The 18,880-nt window shown below is 61.2% G+C and carries 18 protein-coding genes; 12 read left to right on the top strand and 6 right to left on the bottom strand.

Going from position 1 to position 18,880, the window contains the following annotated elements; genetic code table 11:
• The first annotated feature begins 26 nt into the window (after positions 1-26).
• Entirely contained in the window at positions 27-287 is a 261-nt protein-coding gene (locus RLCC275e_RS29820) for a hypothetical protein (RefSeq protein ID WP_033183553.1), read from the top strand.
• 222 nt (positions 288-509) lie between these two features.
• The gene (locus tag RLCC275e_RS29815; protein ID WP_033183554.1) at positions 510-806 is read left to right on the top strand and encodes a PRC-barrel domain-containing protein; all 297 of its coding nucleotides are present in this window, start codon (positions 510-512) and stop codon (positions 804-806) included.
• Positions 807-910: 104 nt separating this feature from the next.
• Here RLCC275e_RS29815 and RLCC275e_RS29810 read toward each other — a convergent pair whose 3' ends face one another.
• Together RLCC275e_RS29810 and RLCC275e_RS29805 are read right to left on the bottom strand one after the other, a co-directional pair.
• Positions 911-2,452 (bottom strand): DHA2 family efflux MFS transporter permease subunit, encoded by a 1,542-nt coding sequence (locus tag RLCC275e_RS29810; RefSeq protein WP_033183555.1) that lies wholly within the window; start codon positions 2,450-2,452, stop codon positions 911-913.
• A gap of 269 nt (positions 2,453-2,721) precedes the next feature.
• Positions 2,722-3,630, bottom strand: a complete 909-nt coding sequence (locus tag RLCC275e_RS29805; RefSeq protein WP_033183556.1) for a flagellin N-terminal helical domain-containing protein — start codon at positions 3,628-3,630, stop codon at positions 2,722-2,724.
• Positions 3,631-3,940: 310 nt separating this feature from the next.
• Here RLCC275e_RS29805 and RLCC275e_RS29800 point away from each other — a divergent pair, with 310 nt between their 5' ends.
• Genes RLCC275e_RS29800 through RLCC275e_RS29770 form a run of 7 tightly spaced genes read left to right on the top strand, consistent with a single transcriptional unit; the run spans position 3,941 to position 11,792 of the window.
• Positions 3,941-5,632, top strand: a complete 1,692-nt coding sequence (locus RLCC275e_RS29800; RefSeq protein WP_033183557.1) for an ABC transporter substrate-binding protein — start codon at positions 3,941-3,943, stop codon at positions 5,630-5,632.
• Between the two features lie 17 nt (positions 5,633-5,649).
• A complete protein-coding gene (locus RLCC275e_RS29795) occupies positions 5,650-6,630 on the top strand; it encodes an ABC transporter permease (protein ID WP_033183558.1) in 981 nt (326 codons plus the stop codon).
• The gene (locus RLCC275e_RS29790) at positions 6,630-7,532 is read left to right on the top strand and encodes an ABC transporter permease (protein WP_033183559.1); all 903 of its coding nucleotides are present in this window, start codon (positions 6,630-6,632) and stop codon (positions 7,530-7,532) included. Before RLCC275e_RS29795 ends, RLCC275e_RS29790 begins: the two co-directional genes overlap by 1 nt.
• Positions 7,529-8,344, top strand: coding sequence for an ABC transporter ATP-binding protein (locus RLCC275e_RS29785; RefSeq protein WP_033183560.1), 816 nt, complete (start codon positions 7,529-7,531; stop codon positions 8,342-8,344). Before RLCC275e_RS29790 ends, RLCC275e_RS29785 begins: the two co-directional genes overlap by 4 nt.
• Positions 8,341-9,267, top strand: a complete 927-nt coding sequence (locus tag RLCC275e_RS29780; RefSeq protein ID WP_033183561.1) for an ABC transporter ATP-binding protein — start codon at positions 8,341-8,343, stop codon at positions 9,265-9,267. Before RLCC275e_RS29785 ends, RLCC275e_RS29780 begins: the two co-directional genes overlap by 4 nt.
• Before the next feature lie 11 nt (positions 9,268-9,278).
• Positions 9,279-9,749: a GNAT family N-acetyltransferase gene (locus RLCC275e_RS29775; protein ID WP_033183562.1), complete on the top strand. Its 471-nt coding sequence runs from the start codon at positions 9,279-9,281 to the stop codon at positions 9,747-9,749.
• A 21-nt stretch (positions 9,750-9,770) separates the two neighbouring features.
• Positions 9,771-11,792, top strand: coding sequence for a beta-N-acetylhexosaminidase (locus tag RLCC275e_RS29770; RefSeq protein ID WP_033183563.1), 2,022 nt, complete (start codon positions 9,771-9,773; stop codon positions 11,790-11,792).
• A gap of 87 nt (positions 11,793-11,879) precedes the next feature.
• Here RLCC275e_RS29770 and RLCC275e_RS29765 read toward each other — a convergent pair whose 3' ends face one another.
• Positions 11,880-12,356 (bottom strand): winged helix-turn-helix transcriptional regulator, encoded by a 477-nt coding sequence (locus RLCC275e_RS29765; RefSeq protein ID WP_033183564.1) that lies wholly within the window; start codon positions 12,354-12,356, stop codon positions 11,880-11,882.
• Positions 12,357-12,446: 90 nt separating this feature from the next.
• Between RLCC275e_RS29765 and RLCC275e_RS29760 the strand changes: the two genes are divergently transcribed.
• Positions 12,447-13,262, top strand: coding sequence for an oxidoreductase (locus tag RLCC275e_RS29760; RefSeq protein WP_033183565.1), 816 nt, complete (start codon positions 12,447-12,449; stop codon positions 13,260-13,262).
• A gap of 50 nt (positions 13,263-13,312) precedes the next feature.
• A complete protein-coding gene (locus RLCC275e_RS29755; RefSeq protein ID WP_033183566.1) occupies positions 13,313-14,314 on the top strand; it encodes an NADP-dependent oxidoreductase in 1,002 nt (333 codons plus the stop codon).
• Positions 14,315-14,419: 105 nt separating this feature from the next.
• Here the strand turns inward: RLCC275e_RS29755 and RLCC275e_RS29750 are convergent, their stop codons facing one another.
• Positions 14,420-15,283: a helix-turn-helix domain-containing protein gene (locus RLCC275e_RS29750; RefSeq protein ID WP_497006843.1), complete on the bottom strand. Its 864-nt coding sequence runs from the start codon at positions 15,281-15,283 to the stop codon at positions 14,420-14,422.
• A gap of 154 nt (positions 15,284-15,437) precedes the next feature.
• On the opposite strand from RLCC275e_RS29750, the gene RLCC275e_RS29745 reads away from it, so the two are divergent.
• Positions 15,438-16,352: a DMT family transporter gene (locus tag RLCC275e_RS29745; protein WP_033183568.1), complete on the top strand. Its 915-nt coding sequence runs from the start codon at positions 15,438-15,440 to the stop codon at positions 16,350-16,352.
• Positions 16,353-16,381: 29 nt separating this feature from the next.
• Here the strand turns inward: RLCC275e_RS29745 and RLCC275e_RS29740 are convergent, their stop codons facing one another.
• Both RLCC275e_RS29740 and RLCC275e_RS29735 read right to left on the bottom strand, forming a co-directional pair.
• Positions 16,382-17,584, bottom strand: coding sequence for an ROK family transcriptional regulator (locus RLCC275e_RS29740; RefSeq protein ID WP_033183877.1), 1,203 nt, complete (start codon positions 17,582-17,584; stop codon positions 16,382-16,384).
• Between the two features lie 95 nt (positions 17,585-17,679).
• Positions 17,680-18,879: an MFS transporter gene (locus RLCC275e_RS29735; protein ID WP_033183569.1), complete on the bottom strand. Its 1,200-nt coding sequence runs from the start codon at positions 18,877-18,879 to the stop codon at positions 17,680-17,682.
• Position 18,880: the final 1 nt, after the last annotated feature.

Here is an 18,880-nt window from a genome sequence, read left to right as displayed (position 1 = left end):
AAAAAAGACACAACGGTGAGGGTTTGATGGCAGAACGAATGTCTGAACGCGCCAAGGGTGACATCGACGCCATTTTGGAACGGCTCTATCGGGTTTCCCCGGAGCTGGATAGAATCGCCGCCGATTGCGAGAGAGCTTTGCGGCTCAATGCTGAAGCAAGAGGCGATTACATTTCGCCACGAACCACGCAGGCGTTTGCCGAAATGCGCGCTGCGGTAAGCGCGCTGTACGGCTCGGCGCAGAACGCGATGAAGGAAGCCGATAGGTTCTTCAAGCCGAAATCGTAGGTTAGATTTCGCTACGATTGCGCGATAGGGCCATGGGGCTTGGCACGGCTGATGATTTCAACCCATTCGCCAAGTTAACCGTTCTTCTACCGGAGCTTAGACAACCAGGAGCGACAACGGTTCCCAAAGGCCGATAGCTCTTGAGCGTCAGCCATTAGCCTCACGCAGGAACAAACTGCACCCCGGTGGCTTTCACATGGGCTCGAACGGAGGAGTTTGAAAATGGGCCACAGCAAGCACGTGAGACTTGGCACCGACGAACTAACGCCCGCAGTCCTTGAAGGCGCTACTGTCTACCGCGCAGATGACGACAAGGTTGGAAGCGTGGACCACGTGCACGGTTCAGGCACCAGCGCAAATGTCGTCATCGACGTCGGTGGGTTTCTCGGCATTGGCGCGAAACCTGTTTCCGTGCCGATCAGCGATCTGGACTTCATGCGCGATGAAGATGGTGACGTTCACGCAGTTACGTCCCGGACAAAAGATCAGCTGAAAGAAATGCCTGAGCATCGAGACTAACTCGCGGCGAGGAAGCTGAAAGCCCGATCTCAGCATCAGTCTCGCTCCAGGTTTTTCAACAACTTGGTCGATTCTCTTCAGAGCGGTTTCGTCAACCCCAGTATTCACGTTGACGTTGGCCGCCTGGCAAAGGGCACGGAGAGCAGGGCGCAGCCGGTCAGGACGGCAATCACCATCCAGGCTTCGTTGATTGCCTGGACGCTTGCCGCGGTCTGGACCAGCGGATCGAGCAGTGCCGTCGTATCCGCGTCGAAACTGCCACTACGCCCCGCTATCGTCTGAAGAGGCGCGCCGACGAATGACGCAGCCTCGACGTCGCCGGCTTGAAGGCGGGTCCAGAGGCCTTGTCCCAGCGGCTCCGAGCGCGTGTAGATGATCGTATCGATCAGAGCGATGCCGATTGCCCCGCCGAGATTGCGCATCAGGTTGAAAAGTCCGCTGGCATCGGGGATGCGCTCTGGCGGCAGTGTACCGAGCGCCAGCCGCGTCGGCGGCAGCAAGCAGAACATGATGGCGACGCCGCGCACAACCTGCGGCCAGAACATCGCATCATAATCCGAACGAGGATCCTGAAAAGCGCTCATCCCGACACCGATCGCAAAGAGAGCGAAACCGGCGGCCGACAGCAATCGCGCATCCATCCGCTTCTCCAGCGCCACTGCGATCGGCGCCGTGATCAATTGCGCGATACCGGTGACCAGCATCGTCATGCCGATTTCGAGGGCGTCGTGTCCCCTGATGAAAGCGAGATAGACCGGCATGAGATAGACCGAGCCGAAGAGGCCGATGCCGAGCACGAAGCTCAAAACCGAGCCGACCAGAAAGTTCCGGTCGCCGAAATTGCCGAGATCGACGATCGGACGGCGTCGGCGCAGCGTTCGCCATATGAACACGCCTCCCGATGTAAGACAGATCGTCAGCAGACTGAGCACATAGGTCGATATCCAGCCGCTCGTCGGCGCCTCTTTCAGGCTGAGTTCCAAAGTTGTCAGCGCGGTTGCCATCAGCAGGAGCGACAGACCGTCAAGATGCCTGAGTTCGGACGGATCAGTCGCCTGCCGCGGCAAGGACCGTGCCGCCAGGATCGCGGAGCCGATACCGGGGATGATGTTGATCAGGAACAGCCAGTGCCAGGAATAGGTCTGCGTCAGCCATCCGCCGACGATCGGCCCGACGGTAGGTGCCAGCACCGCAAGCACGCCGGCGATCGTCGTCGCCAGCGCCTGCCGCTCGTTCGGAAAGAGAATGAACACGGCCGAAAACACCGAGGGGATCAGGGTTCCGCCGGAAAAACCCTGAAGCACCCGCCAGGCGACCAACTCGCCGAAACTGCCGCTCGCCGCACAGCCGGCGGAGGCGGCGACGAACAGGCTGATGGCAATGACGAACAGCCATCGCATCGTCAGCAGCCGGGTCAAGAAGCCGGTGAGCGGGATCGCCACCACTTCGGCGATGAGATAGGCCGTTTGTATCCAGCTCATCTGGTCCGGATCGATGCCGAGCGCCGACTGGATGGTCGGCAACGATGTCGCCACCACCTGGACGTCGAGGATCGCCATGAACATGCCGACGCACATCGCCAGGAAGCCGAGCCAGACGATGGCGGGCGTTTCATCAGGACGGGCAGATTCAAGTCGTTCCGACATGCGATGATCCCGCGCGCTGCGTTCTCCGCCCTGAGGTGCGAAGACTAAGGCCGATCGTGGTTGCGATCGAGACGACGGACAGCATGGCTCAGAGGTGAACCGCGATTTCGCCGATCGCGACACCATAGTTCGGATGAGGACAGGAGGGATAGGGACCCGCCGGCACAAATTTGCACGCAGTGAAATGAACGCGATCGAGCCTGACCGGGTAGGCCAGGCTCGATCGTGTGATCGACGGATTTGGTCCGAGCGTCCTATATATCCGGTGCTTAGCTGCGGAAGAGCGACAGGATATTCTGGGACGACGAATTCGCGATCGATAGCGACTGGATCGCAAGCTGCTGTTGTGTTTGCAAGGCAGAGAGTTTGCTCGACTCCTCCTCCATGTCGGCATCGACCAGCCGGCCCACGCCCGAGTCGATCGAATCGGAAAGCGCACCGACGAAGTCTTCCTGCAGATCGATGCGCGTCGAGATCGAACCTAGTTGCGCACCGGCAGAGGTCATTGCCGACAGCGCAGATTCGATGGTCGACAGCGCCGACTGGATCTGACCGGTGGTGAAGTCGGTGATATCAAGCGAATAGACGGAATCGCCGTTTGCGTCAGCCGTTCCGAGGATGCCCGCCGAGGTATCGATCGTTCCGCTGCTCATGCCGAACAACACATTGCCGGTGGAGCTGGTGTCCAAAGCGTATTCCGTCATTTTAACGGAAACGGCGCCGGAGCCGTCGCGAACGAAGGACGACACGACACTTTTCGTGCCATCCGCGCCCGCGACCCAGTTCTCACCGGAGAACGACGCCGACTGGGCAATGCTCAGCAGCTGTTCCTGAAGCTGACTGATTTCTTCCTGGACCTTCGACTTGTCGACACCGTCCTCGGTTGCCGCGACAAGCTTGGATTTGATCTCGTCGACGACGTCGATCGCATTGTCCATGGCCGTATAGGCAGTATCGACCTTTGCTGCGCCGAGGCCGAGCGCGTCGGACACGGCGGAGAGCGCCTTGTTGTCGGACCGCATCGTGGTTGCGATCGACCAGTAGGCGGCATTATCGGATGCAGTGTCTACCCGATAGCCGGTGGAAACACTGTTCTGTGTCGTTTCGAGACTGGAGTTGATGTTGCGCAGCGTCTGAAGGGCAGACATCGCTGAATTGTTCGTATTGATGCTCGTCATGGGAAATTCGACCCGCTCTTAGAAGTTGAATGTGTTGCATCCCGGGGAACATCCCGGCCGTGGCGAGCAGCCTCATGCTTATCGACCAATGTTCGAGCAGGTCGATTCGCCATCGTTGAAAACAATTATGGTACTTAAAGGTACATTAATTATTAACGCCTGAATTATCTTTATAAAACAACATAGTGAACTAGCCCGGAGACCGTTGCAAAAAGTTTGAGATCGGCAATTGACGTGTCGGCAGGAAACTGACTATCAATATTAAATCAATTTGATTGACTTCAAAAATAAACAACAGGGGAACGATGGAATGAGATTGAGCAAGAGTGCAATCCGCAACAATTCCATGCGCGCCAGCTTTGCGGCGGCAACCGCTCTGACGGCGCTCGTCGTTTTTGGGACGGGTGGTGCAGCCGCAGAGTCGGTGCTGACGATGCATATCGAGGAGCAGAGCAGCTGGGTTCAGAACTTCAATCCGTTCGACCTTGCCGGCCGCCGACAGAGCACGATGGATTTCATCTACGAGCCCCTGGTCATCTTCAATGCCGAGGATGGCGGCAAGCCGGTGTTTCGCCTGGCGACCGACTATAAATTCTCCGAGGATATGAAATCGGTCACTTATACGCTGCGGCCCGGCGTGAAATGGTCCGACGGGCAGCCGCTGACCTCGGCCGACGTGAAATACACGATCGATCTCATGCTGAAGAACGCCGCGCTCGATACCGTCGGCGTCGGCGAGACCGTTGCCTCCGTCGAGGCGCCGTCGCCGACCGAGGTCAGGATCGATCTCAAGGCCGTCAACTCCGATTTCCCGGAAACGCTTGCAGACCTCGCCGTCGTTCCCGAGCATATCTGGAAGGATGTTTCCGATCCGGTCGCCTTCAAGAACGAGAAGCCGGTCGGGTCAGGCCCGATGACGGAGCTGCGCCGTTTCACGCCGCACGTCTACGAGCAATGCCGCAACCCGAACTACTGGGATGCCGCCTCGCTGCATGTCGATTGCCTCAGACTGCCGCAGATCTCGGGCAACGACCAGATGCTTGCCATCCTGCCGGAAGGCAATATGGACTGGATCGGCTCCTTCATTCCGCAGATCGACAAGACCTTCGTGGCGCTCGATCCCGACCATAACGGCTACTGGCAGCCGCCAGCCGAGACCGTCGCCTTCCAGATGAACTTCAAGAGCGGCAATGAGGGCAACCTCGAGGCCTACAAGGACCTGAACTTCCGCCATGCCTTCAGCCTCGCCATGGACCGCGCGTCGATGGTCGATATTGCCGGCTTCGGCTATCCTGTCGTCAACGAGCATGCGACCGGCCTGCCGCCGCGCTTCGAGACCTGGCGCAACAAGGGCGCCGAAGGCGACAAGGACGCCTTCATGGGCTTCGATACCGAGAAGGCCAACAAGATTCTCGACGATGCCGGCTACAAGAAGGGTGCTGACGGCTTCCGCACCACGCCGAGCGGCAAGCCGCTCGCCTTTCCGATCATCGTTCCGAACGGCTGGACGGACTGGATCGACGCCGTCCAGATCGCGGTCGAAGGATTGCGTGCTGCCGGCATCAACGCGTCGGTTGCCACCCCGGAATATGAACAATGGCGCAAGCAGATCATCGATGGCAGCTTCGAGGTCGTCATGAACTCCCGCGCGGACGGCGCAACACCGTTCCGCGGTTATTACCAGAGCCTGTCGACCGCCTATGGCGGGCGCATCACCGGCGCGCCCTCGCGCTATTCGAACCCGAAGCTGGACGCGCTTTTCGATCAGTATCTGAAGGCGACGTCAGAGTACGATCACAAGAAGATCTTCAACGACATCCAGCTGCTGATCGCCGATGACTTTCCTGTCGTGCCGGTATTCAACGGGCCGACCTGGTATCAGTTCTCCAGCAAGCGTTTCACCGGCTGGGTCACCGACAAGGATCCCGTCATGAACCCGGAAGATCATGACAACAACCGCATGCGCCTGATGCATCTGCTACGCCTCAAGCCGGTCCAATAAACCTCGCGGGTGCAGGAATGCGTATTTCGAGCCGGCGCCTCGGCGTCTATGCGGTCGCCCTGGCGTTCGCCATCGTCATGAACTTCATTCTTCCCCGGCTGATGCCGGGGAGCCCGGTCGATGCCATGATTGCCCAGCTCGGTCCGCGGGCGACACCTGCGGCCGTCGAGGCGATCAAGGCGCGCTTCGGCGCGGTCGACCAGCCGATGCTCTGGCAGTTCGTCGACTATGTGAAGGGGTTGGCGACCCTCGATCTCGGCGTCTCGGTCAAATATTACCCCCAGACCGTCGTCCAGGTTCTCGGCCGTTCGACGCTCTGGACAGCCTTTCTCGTCAGCACCGCGATCATCTTTTCGCTCTGCGTTGGTGTCGTGCTCGGCGCCATCTCGGCCTGGCGCCGTGGCGGACGCTTCGACACGATCGTCTCGCCGCTCTCCGTGATCATGATTTCGGTGCCGCCGGTTATCGTGGCCCTGACAACGCTTTTCGTCTTCGCGGTCTCGCTACGCTGGTTTCCTGTCGGCTATGCCTACGATCCGAACCTCGATCCCGCCTTCAATTTCACCTTCGCGGGCAGCGTGTTCATGCATGCGATCCTACCGGTCCTGACGCTTTCGCCGTTTCTGATCGGCGAGTTCCAGACGACGATGCGCTCGTCGATGATCTCGGTACTCGGCGAGGACTATGTAACCATGGCGCGAGCCAAGGGGCTCAGCCACCTCACCGTCATGTTCGGCTACGGCGCACGCAATGCCATGCTTCCCGTTTTGACCAACCTAGCGCTGATGCTCGGCGCCGTCTTCGGCGGCTCGATCGTCACCGAGATCGTCTTCAACTATCCGGGGTTGGGACTGACGCTCTATACTGCGAGCATCGCCCGCGATTACCCTGTCATCCAGGGGCAGTTGCTGCTGATGACGCTCGCGACGCTGGGCGCCAACTTCCTCGTCGACATCATCTACGGGCTCGTCGATCCCCGATTGCGGGAGGCCGTATGATGGGCTTTACGCTGCGGCCTATCCTCAGGCAGAAGAAAGCGCTGGCCGGCCTCGTCATCATCGTGGCTCTGTGGCTGATGGCGCTGTTTGCGCCGATCGTTGCGCCCGGCGAGCCTGGAGCGCGTGTCGGGCGATCGCATCAGCCGCCGTCGATCGAACATGTCATGGGCACCACGAAGATGGGGCGGGATGTCTATCGCCAGTTCGTCTGGGGCGCCCGCAGCTCTCTCTCCGTCGGCTTTGCCACGGGCATTGCCATCACCGTTCTCGGCACGGCCATCGGCCTCATCGCCGGTTATGCCGGAGGCAGGACCGATGCGGTGCTCGATCTTGCGACCAATGCCGTGCTTGTCGTGCCGAACATGCCGCTTTTGATCCTGCTCGCCTCCTTCGCCGGCACGGTTGGGCCGATGACGATCATGGCGATCATCGCGCTGACCTCCTGGCCCTGGGGTGCTCGCATGACACGCTCGCAGACCATGGCGCTTCGCAATCGTGACTTCGTCACGGCCTCCAAGATGATCGGAGAGCCGGCCTGGCGCATCATCTTCGTGGAAATCCTGCCGAACCTGACGACGCTGATCGGCATCAATCTCGTCGGCAGCATCATCTACGCCATCGTTGCCCAGACGACGCTCGAATATCTCGGCTTCGGCGATCCCCTGAAAGTCTCCTGGGGCACGATGCTCTACAATGCCCAAAATTCTTCGGCAATCATGGTTGGCGCATGGTGGGATATCGGCGTGCCGGCGCTCGGCATCGCGGTGACGGGGCTAGGTCTTGCTCTGCTGAATTTCACCTTCGACGAGATCGCCAACCCGCAGCTTCGCTCCGGCCCGGCGCTGACACGCTGGTTCCGTCTCACCCGCGCCCGCAACCGGGAACTGGAGCTCGGCCGATGAGCGACAATCTTCTGGAAATCGACAAGCTCAATGTCGACTATCTCGTCGACAAGGGAGAATTCCGCGCCGTGAAGGAGGTCTCCTTCAATATCGCCCGCGGCGAGATCTTCGGGCTCGCAGGCGAATCCGGCTGCGGCAAGAGCACGATTGCCTATGCCATCACCCGTCTTTCCAAGGCACCCGCCTGGATCAGCGGCGGCAGCATAAGGCTCGACGGACAAGATCTCCTGAGGCTGCCGGAACGCGAGTTGCAGAGAATCCGCTGGAAGCGCATCGGCATGGTCTTCCAGAGCGCGATGAATTCGCTCAATCCGCTGATGCGGGTCGAGGCGCAATTCCATGACGTTCTGCGCCGGCACACCGGTTGCTCACATGAGGAATCAAGGGCTCGGGCTGAGGAGATGTTCCGCCTCGTCGGCATTCCCACGCATCGCATCGGCGATTACCCGCACCAGTTCTCGGGTGGCATGCGCCAGCGCATCGTCATCGCCATCTGCCTGGCGCTGAGGCCCGAGTTCATCATCATGGATGAGCCGACGACGGCTCTCGACGTGGTTGTGCAGCGGGAGATCCTCGAGCAGGTCGTCGATTTGCAGCGGAGCTATGGTTTCTCGGTGCTCTTCATCACCCATGACCTGCATCTGATGGCGCAGCTCTGCCAGCGCATCGGCGTCATGCTGAACGGTGAACTCGTCGAAGTCGGCGATGTACGCCAGGTCGCAGAGGCGCCGCTGCACGATTACACCCGCAAGCTTTGGAATGCCATTCCCCAGCTTCCGGGCAATCCGCATCACTCGGGAGTCTTGGCATGAAGGCGGAGACAAATCCTGTTGTCACCGACGCCGTGATCCGGCTCGAAAACATCCAGCGTAATTTCGGCCCGGTACACGCGCTGAAAGGTGTGTCCTTCTCGCTCTTTCCCGGTCGGGCCTTGGCGCTGGTCGGCGAATCCGGCTGCGGCAAGACGACTTGCGCCCGCATCATCGCGCGCTTGGACAAGCCGACGGGCGGCAAGCTGTTTTTCCGCGGGCAGGATCTGACCGCCCGCGGCGAGGCGAAGGATGAGCATCAGTACCGCAGGGCGGTGCAGATGGTCTTCCAGGATCCGTTCTCGTCGCTCAACCCGGCCTTTACGGTCAGCCATCATCTGGCGCGGCCGCTGCAATTGTATCGGCAGAGCGGCTTCAGGACGGATCTTGCCGAAGAGATTGCCCGCCTGCTGACAAGCGTCGGGCTGGAGCCCGATTTGACCAGGCAGAAATTCCCGCATGAACTCTCCGGCGGCCAGCGGCAGCGGGTGAATATCGCGCGGGCGCTAGCCGTCGCGCCGAGCGTGCTGGTCGCCGATGAGCCGACCTCGATGCTCGATGTCTCCATCCGCAAGGACATTCTCGATCTGCTGGCGACAGTGAAACGCGAAAACGACCTGGCCATGCTCTATATCACGCACGACATCGCGACGGCAGCGCATGTGGCCGAAGAGATCGTCGTCATGTTCGCCGGCCAGATGGTCGAATGGGGCGATACCGATACGGTTCTGTCCGATCCGCGCCATCCCTATACAAGGTTGCTGCTTTCGGCCGTTCCGGACGGCAGCAGGCCCTTCGTGACCGGCGGAAGCGCGCGTTTCCTCGAACAGGCGGAAAAGGTACGCTCGCTCAGCCGTCCTGAATCGACTGTCATCGAGCAGGTCGGCTCCAACCATTTCATGCGCGCACTCGGCGTTTCCAGCTGAAGGATGGCAAAGTGGATTATCTCGTCAACCTCTCCACCCTGCCGCAGGACGATCAGTCGCCCGAACGAATGGGGCGCGAGGATGTGGTGATCCGGCGGGCCCTGCCGCCGGAATTCCGGCTGATCACCGGCTGGATCGCAGAACAATTCGGCGAGGGATGGGCGAGCGAGGCCTCCGTCGCGATGACCCGCCAGCCGCCGAGCTGCTTCATCGCCACGCGCGAGCAGAAGCTCGTCGGTTTTTCCTGCCATGAAGCCACGGCGCGCGGCTTCTTCGGACCGACCGGCGTCGACGAAGGCCTTCGCGGGCTCGGAATCGGCCGGGCATTGCTTTTTGCCAGCCTGAACGACCTGAAAGCGATGGGCTATGCCTATGCGATCATCGGCGATGTCGGCCCTTCTGCCTTTTACGAAAAGGCCGTCGGGGCCATGCCAATCCCCAATTCCGCTCCCGGCATTTACGCCGGAATGCTCAAGACCTGATCTTCAGAAGGAAGAGTGACCATGCCCATATCGCGACCGAAAGCCCTGCGGCTCGAAACCCTTTGGAACCCGCCTGCGGACGGGAAGGAGTTTTCCTACGTCCTGCGCCTCAAGAACCTCGGCACCGAGCCGCTTTCGAATTTCTCCCTCTGCGTCAGCGGCCCGGGTCGTGTCGATCCGGCCGGGCGCGTCGAAGGCGCCACGGTTTCGAAGCGGCTTTCGAATTTCACCGAATTCCAGCCGCCTGATAATTTCGTTCTCGGCGCCTGCGAGACGTGGACGATATCGGTCTACGCGCTGAGCTGGCAGTTCCGCCACTGGACGGACGGTGCGACGAGCGGTTATCTCGCTCTGGCCGATGGCAGCACGATCGTGCTCACAATAGAGCCGACGCGATCTTCGGTCAGCAACGCGCCATTGAAGCGTGGCGCCGAGATCTATCCGGTGCCCGTCAATGCGCCCGTTCAAGTGTCGATCATCCCCTGGCCGAACCATGTGTCCGTCACTTCCCGACGTCCGCTGCCGGCCGGTTTTGCGCCGCAGGCACAAAGCGCTGCAGGGGAGGCAGCAGCCCGCGGCTTCGCAGCGCTGGTCGAACATCTCTTCGCCGTCGAAGGCATCGTGCGGAGCGAGGCGGAAGGCGCGGTTCTGGTTGCCCTGAAGGATGCCGGCGGCTTCGGGCCAGAGGCCTATCGGCTGACCTTCGAGGGTGAGGCGATCACGATCGAGGCAAGCAGCCAGACCGGCTTCCTCTACGGCCTCGTCACACTCGGCCAGATCTGGCGCGGTGCAAGGCTGCATCCCGAGGTCTTCCAATTTCCGGCATCCGGCGAGATCGTCGATGAGCCGTCAATGGGCTGGCGCGGCCTGCATCTCGACGTCGCCCGCCAGTTCTACGGTGCGGCCGAGGTCAAGAAGCTGCTGGCGGTGCTTGCCTGGAACAAGCTCAACCGTTTCCACTGGCACCTTTCCGACGACGAAGCGTGGCGCGTCGAGATCGACGCCTATCCTGATTTGACCGCGGTCGGCGCCTGGCGCGGCCACGGCCTGGCCGTTCCGCCGCTGCTCGGTTCGAGCCCGGCCCGCACCGGGGGTTATTACACCAAGGCTGCAATCCGCGAGATCGTCGCCCATGCCAAGAGCTTCGGCGTGGAGATCGTGCCGGAGATCGATGTCCCCGGCCATTGCTACGCCATGCTGCAGGCGATACCGGAGCTGCGCGATCCGGCCGAGGTCGGCAGCTATTATTCGGTTCAGGGCTTTCCCGACAATTGCATCAATCCGGCCCGCGAGAAGACCTATGAGATCATCGAGACGATCCTCTTGGAACTCATCGAGCTCTTTCCGTTCAAGACCATCCATCTCGGCGCTGACGAAGTTCCGCTTGGCGCATGGTCCGGCTCGCCGGAAGCGCTCGAGCGCCTGCGCAGCGTGGCGGGCGACGAGGTTGCCGATGCGCATGCCAAGCGGCTGAACGTCGTGACCAATACCCACGGTGCCGACGACATCCACGGCTCGGGTGCCGCCATCCTGCAGGCGGAGTTCCTGAACCGTGTCCAGCGCTTCCTTGCGAGCAAGGGCTGCATCACCGGCGGCTGGGAAGAGGCGGCCCACGGCGATGTCATCGACAAATCGAAAAGCTATCTCTGCAGCTGGCGCAATGTCGAGGTCTCGGCCGAACTTGCCGAACGCGGCTACGAAATCGTCGTCTGCCCCGGACAGGTCTACTACCTCGACATGGCGCTCAGGCCCGACTGGGATGAACCCGGCGCCAGCTGGGCGGGGACTTCAGATGCCGAGAAGCTCTACAATTTCGATCCCATCGGCGGCTGGACGGCAGAGCAGAAACAGAAACTCCTCGGCATCCAGGCCTGCATCTGGTCCGAGCCGATGACGGATCGCGCCGTTTTCGACCGCCTCGTCTTCCCACGCCTTTCCGCGCTTGCCGAAACAGGCTGGACGAAGCCTTCGTCCAAGTCGTGGGAGCGCTTCAGGGCGCTCGCAGGACTAATGCCGCTGCTCTATGGGCTGCAGCAGTCGTAGCGCTCGATTGGGGCCGCGGGTTTTGATTTGAGGATCACCCTCGCCATCGCCGGAGGCGGTGATGGCGGGGGGATACTGACATCGCTTTCAAAGGGTATTGTCAGGTGCCGCTTCATCTGCCGCGGGCAGCTCGCATTCGGGTGCGGCGATACGAATAGGACGAGTTCCAATCGGCGCGCCGGTCGCGCGGTCGATGGTGACGGGATCGATCTCGGTTCCGGTCTCGGCGTCGAAGAAGCGGGTGACTGCACCGCCGCTGCGGTGCTTGCGGCCCCAGGCGCCGATTGCAAATAGCACCGGCAGAAAATCGCGGCCGGCTTCCGTCAGCACATATTCGTCGCGCGGCGGACGCTCGGAATAGCGACGCTTTTCCAGCAATCCCTCCTCGGTCAGCGATGATAGCCGCCCCGTCAGCATTGTCGGGACGATGCCGAGGCTTTTGCGAAATTCATCGAAGCGGGTCAGCCCCGCATGGGCGTCGCGCATGATCAGCATGCTCCACGCATCGCCGACGAGCGCCAGGCTGCGGGCGATTAGGCAGGGCTGTTCGGAAAGATTCTTCATGTCGATATCTTTTTAGTAGTGACTTGCTATCGATTTGATAGTAACAGAATGCGCATGGATGTTCCACCACAAAAATGAAGGCAGACGTCAATGAGCAAGAGAGAACGCGGCATTGCCCTGGTCACCGGGGCCTCCTCCGGCATCGGGCTGGTGACGGCGAAGGCGCTGCGGCGCGACGGTTGCCGGGTGTTCGGCACCAGCCGAAAGCCGATGGCCGACACCCCCGACGGCATCACCATGCTGGTCTGCGACGTCATCGACGATCAATCCGTGCAGAGCGTCGTCGACGAGGTTCTGAAACGCACGGGACGGATCGACCTTCTGGTCAACAATGCCGGGATCGGCCTGCTCGGCGGCGCCGAGGAATCGACGACGGCGCAGGCCAAAGCCGTATTCGACGTCAACGTCTTCGGCACGATGCGCATGACCAATGCGGTGCTGCCGGTGATGCGGCGGCAGCGCAGCGGCCGGATCATCAACCTGAGCTCGATCCTTGGGCTGATCCCGGCGCCCTTCAACGCGCTCTACGCTGCGACCAAACACGCGATCGAAGGCTATTCGGAATCCCTCGACCATGAAGTGCGCACACAGGGCATCCGCGTCGTGCTAGTCGAACCGGGTGTCACCCGCACCTCCTTCGAGGAGAACATCACGCGCCCCGACCGGCCGCTTGCCGTCTATGATGCAGTGCGCGCCGATGCGGAGAAGCTGATGCGCGAGATCGTTTCAAAAGGCGATGCGCCCGAGGTGGTCGCCGCAACCGTCGTCAAGGCCGCCAACGCGCCATCGCCGAAGAGACGCTACACGGCCGGGAAAGCAGCAGGGCAGGTGCGTTTCATCCGCCGCTTCCTGCCCGAATCCTTCGTCGACAAGAGCCTCCGGAAATTCAACAAACTTCCTGATTGATCCTGGCTTGCCGCATTGTCGGCTCATCACAAAAACGAAAGTTCGCCCTCATGAAAGCATTCCTGATCGATCGCTACAAGAAAGGCGGCGCCCTCAGGCTCGGCCAGAGCCCTGAACCGCAGCTGCGCGAGAATGACGTCATGGTCGAGATCCATGCCGCCAGCGTGAACCCGCTGGATGCCAAGATCCGGGACGGAGAGTTCAAGCTGATCCTGCCTTACCGGCTTCCGTTGGTGCTCGGCAACGATGTCGCCGGCGTCGTCGTGCGGGTCGGCGCCAATGTCCGGCAATTCAAACCCGGCGACGCGGTCTATGCGCGTCCCGGCAAGGATCGCATCGGCACATTCGCCGAGTATATCGCCATCGACGCTGCCGATGTTGCGCTGAAGCCCGCCAATCTCAGCATGGAAGAGGCCGCATCCATTCCGCTTGTGGCGCTGACCGCATGGCAGGCGCTGGTCGAGCGCGCCAAGCTGCAGAAGGGGCAGAGGGTGCTGATCCATGCGGGCTCCGGCGGCGTCGGCACCATCGCCATCCAGCTTGCCAAACATCTCGGCGCCCATGTGGCGACGACCGTGAGCACGGCAAATATCGATCTGGTGAAAAGCCTCGGCGCCGACGTGGTGGTCGATTACAAGAAAGACGACTTCCAGACGGTGCTGAAGGGCTATGACGTCGTGCTGAACAGCCTCGGCAAGGAGACGCTGGAGAAATCGCTCGCCGTCCTGAAGCCCGGCGGCAAGCTGATCTCGATATCAGGTCCGCCCGATCCCGATTTCGCCAGGGAAAACGGCTTCGGCTGGTTGCTGCAGCAGGTCATGCGCCTCTTGAGCTTCGGCATCCGTCGGAAATCGAAACGCCGGGGGATCGGCTATTCCTTCCTCTTCATGACGGCAAACGGCGCGCAGCTCGGCAAGATCACTTCGCTGATCGAGGCGGGCGCCATCCGCCCCGTCATCGACCGGGCCTTCCCGTTCGAGAAGACCAACGAGGCGCTGGACTATGTGGAGACAGGCCGCGTCAAGGGCAAGGTCGTCATCGCGGTGAAGTGAGGCCTTGGAAGGCCGAAGAGCCCTCGGCTTAGCCGAGCGGCTTTTGCAGGACGTCGAAGCGCGGATTGGTTTCCGAAAAGAGAAGTGCGGTCGAGCGAAGGGGCTTCACTGTCTTTGCCGGTAGGCAGAGGGTGTGACGCCTGTGCCCAACTTGAAAGCCCGTGTCATGTGGCTCTGGCTGCTGAAGCCGCAGGCCGAAGCGATCTGCGCGATCGGGTCCATGCCTGATAACATCGATTTGGCGCGCTCGACACGCCGGTGAGCCACCCAGCCATGCGGGGACACACCATAACTTGCCCGGAACATCCGCTGAAAATGAAAGGCGCTGAGCTGCCCGATCGCCGCCAGATCCTGCAATCGGATTGTCTCACCGAGATGGGCCTCGATATACTCCAGACTCCGGCGCCGCACATGAGGAGCGAGCCCGCCGCTGATCGCGCAGGGACGCACCCCTCCATAACGAGTATCAACGAAGAAATCGTTGATCGTCTGTGCCATCGCTTCTTCAGCCAGCAGATGACTGCCCGCCACGATCGCTTGTGTCATCTGCCGAAGCGTGCGCGCCAAGGCAGGTGCATCTGCGAAGGTCACTTCGGGAAGAGCCATGAGCCGAGCATCGCGGTCAAATGTCTCGGCAAACATCCGGCGCATCTGGTCGTCGGGAACATACAGATGGACGAATTGGGAGAAGTCGGTGATTTCCCATTCGGACGAGTGCTCCTGTGGCATGATGCACAGCACTCCCGGACGGCCGCGAGCGGCGGGGCTGCCATCCAGACGACGCGTTCCGGCGCCGCCCCTGAGATAAAGACTGAACGTATGACCGTTTGGCCGCTGATAGCTCATCCTGTCGTGTGCATTGCTCCAGATGGCAGCTGATCGTCCGAATCCCAAATCGATGGACTGTGACATCCGCGCAGTGGGAGATGCGGATAGAAACCCGAAAACCGAGGGGTGACTATATTTCACCAATTCTTCCCCACACCTGACCATGCCGCGCGAACAATACCGGCGGACGACCCGCATGGCGAGCCGGAAGTCCGGGCAATTCGATTTCATAGCAAGAATCTGCAAGAGGCCTGCTCACGGTTCGCCTATTGGTCGGGAAAACGAGGATCACTCCATGGCAAATGCCGCTCTTTTCATCGCGACCGTGCTCATATGGGGGACGACTTGGATCGCCATTGCGATGCAGGTCGGTCCCGTGCCGGTCTTGGTCTCGGTCTTTTACAGATTTGCGGTCGCAGCCGTGATCCTCGTCGCCATCCTAGTTGTCATGCGGCAGCTCAAGCTGCCTGCCTTGCGCGATCAACCTTTCATCCTTGCGCAAGCGCTCTGCCTGTTTAGCCTCAATTTCATCTGTTTCTACAACGCCGCCGCCTCTATCCCGTCCGGGCTGATCTCCGTGATCTTCTCGCTCGCAACGATCTACAATGCCGTCAATGCGCGCCTCTTCTTCGGCGACCGCATTACAGGCCGCACGCTTCTCGCAGCGGCGCTCGGAGCAACCGGGCTTCTGCTCCTTTTCGGACAGGACGTTATCGTCGATTTCGATATGGGCACGTTGAAAGGGATCGGGCTCGCAGCGCTCGGCACGCTGTTCTTCTCGCTGGGCAATATGGCATCGCGTCGAAACAGCGCGGTCGGAATCTCGCCGCTGACCGCCAATGCCTGGGGGATGACCTATGGCGCGATCATCCTCCTCTTCCTGATTGCCGTGACGCAAACGCCGATCGTGGCACCGCCCAGCATCACCTATCTTGCCGCGCTGCTCTATCTCTCGGCAATCGGATCGGTGATCGGCTTCACCACCTACCTGATGCTGGTGTCCCGCATCGGCTCCTCACGCGCTGCCTATGCCACAGTCCTGTTCCCGATCGTCGCCCTGTCGTTGTCGACGGTCTTCGAGGGCTACCATTGGAGCGGTCTGGGCCTGGTCGGCCTGGCGCTGACGCTTCTCGGGAACGTGGTCATCTTTGCGCGACCTCTAGCCCGTCGCCCGCCGCAGTCAGATGCGAGGCTGCCCGCAGGCGGATGAGGGGCCGGCGTCGGCAATCTGACTAGGCTCTAGCCGAGCGGCTTTTGCAGAACGTCGAAGCGCGGATTGGTTTCGGAAAAAATCGGCAGGGCGGCGGCGCCGAGAATTGCCGTATCCTTGCCGGTCATGCCGATCATCACCCGAGGTACCGTCCGCTGCTGGTTGGGATCGATCGGGGTGTGCAGCGGCTCCAGCCGCTCTGCAAGCCGAAGCATCAGCGATGTCGATATGCTGCCGCCGAGCACGATGGTCTGCGGATCGAAGGCCAGTTCCAGAAAATCGACGGTCTGCCGCAGCGGTTGGACGGCCTGATCCAGCCAGGTATCAAGACCTTCGCCGCCCTTGGCGATCAGCGCATCGAGATCGTCGGGCGACAGCTCCTCGGCGTTGGTAATGCCCATGAATTCGTAGGCAACGGCCGGCGAGACGTAGCGATCCAGACAGCCGCGCTTGCCACAGCTGCAGAGCTTGCCATGCGGTTCGACGATGATATGGCCGATCTCGCCGGCATTGTTGCGGCTGCCCTTGTAGAGGTGTCCGTCGAGGAACATTCCGGCGCCGATGCCGCCGCCGCCCGCAAGAAACAGATAGACGAAGCTGGCGAGACCGCGGGCGACACCGTGAAGACGCTCGCCGATCGCGGCTGCCGTCGCATCGTTCTCAACGAGCACCGGCACTTTGACCCGCTGTTCGAGCTCATGCCCGACAGGAAAACCCTGCCAGCCGGGCAGGTTCAGCGGGCTGAGCGAGGTGGTGCCACCATCGGCATAGCGGCCGGGCAGGGCCATCCCGACGCCGAGCAGCCGGTTCCGGTCGAATGCGAAGGCCTGCTGAAGATCCTCGACTATTGCTTGGAGCGCCGGCATGGCCCGTTGCGGATCCGGCTGTTCGACATGCCGCTCGATGCGCGCGCAGACGGCACCGGAGAGATCCGTCAGAACGCCGCTTGCGCGCTGGCGGCCAAGTTCGAGGCCGATCGAGTAGGCGCCGCGCGGATTGATGGTGTAGGGGATGATTGGCTGGCCGCGCGCCAGCTTCTGCGCCTCGGATGGGACGAGAAGGTGCGACCTCTCCAGTTCCTCGACGATGTTCGATACGGTCTGGGCAGTCAACGCCGTCATCCGGGCGATCGCCGCGCGCGACAAGGGACCATTCATGCGGACAGCCTCGATCACCACACGCCGGTTGTGAGACTTGGCCTGCTCGAGATTCGTACCGGAAATCGCCTTCATGTCGCCTTCAAAGAAATGGTGCGTCACCCTTGTCACAAGACGAACACCGATGAAAGCCACATTCTTCGTCACGTCCTCTTTGCCGATCGCGCCGGCTAATGGGCTTTGCCTCTATGCAGGAGGCCGATGATCGCTATCCCCGCCAATCCAGTGACGGCGCTCAGGATCGCGGTTCCTGAATAGCCTGTCACATAGGTGCCGGCGGCAAAGACCAGCGCGCCGATCCCGGCGCTGGCAAAGATATTGACGGAGATCAGCGCACTGCCGAGCCCCGGTCGGTCGGCGATCAGATCCTGCAGATAGGTGATCGGAATGCTGATGATCGCCGACGCTCCCATGCCTGCAAGCAAGGTTAGCGCATAGAGGTGCCACGGCTCTGAGGCAAAGCCAAGCAGGCTGAGGAACACGGCATAGATGATGGTACCAGCGGCAAGCGCTGTCATCTGGCCGGCCTTGCGCGCGATCCGCGACCAGACGATGATGAAGACGACTTCCAGCAATGCGACGATGCCGACGAGAATGCCGACGTCGCTCAGCCTGCCATGCGCAGCACCAGTGGCGATCAATGGCAGAAGGGCGTCATTGAGATGCAGCGTGCTGGTGATCAGCGCTACCCCGCAAATATGCGCCGAGATGCGCGGCGAAACCACCTGGCGAAGCGCGCCGAGATAGCTGAGATGATGAGCCGCAGCCATCTCCGTTCCCGTCCGCTTCGGCAGGGCGAAGACGATGATCCCCTGGCAGAGCAGGCATGAGATGCTGGCAAAGAGGTAGGCCGGCAGCATGCTCGATGCGCCAGAGAGCAGCAGGCCGGTTATCCCGGGGATCAGCACCCAGGACAGCGAGATCATGGCGCGCACGCCCGAGTTGGCCGTCACCATGTCCCTTCGGTTCATGCCGTGCATCGCTGCACGCGCATTGGCAAACAGCAGCGAGTTCAGCGCCCCGTAGATCGGCAGGGGCAGCAACCCGCTGATAACGAATATGGCCGCAGTCGGAAAGGCGTAGACCATGCCGTAGCCGACGATGCCGAAGAGGCAGGCGCCGATCATCGTCGACCGGTACTCGCCAAGCCGGTCGGCGAGATTGCCGAGCAGGATGCTGATGACGACGTTCACCGCCGCCGAGACGAAACTCAGGGAGGAATAGAGGCCGTCGCTCAAGCCCAGTTCACGGATACCCACGACCGAACGGTAAGGTGCGGTCATCGCCCCCGCCATTCCGAAGGTGAAAATGGCGATCATGCTGGCGCGGATCGCCGGATTGCGGAAGACGTCGGGAAAAAGTCGGCTCATG

It is taken from the genome of Rhizobium brockwellii (assembly GCF_000769405.2).
GTDB classification, from domain to species: Bacteria; Pseudomonadota; Alphaproteobacteria; order Rhizobiales; family Rhizobiaceae; genus Rhizobium; species Rhizobium brockwellii.
This window is presented reverse-complemented; position numbering and strand designations above follow the sequence as displayed.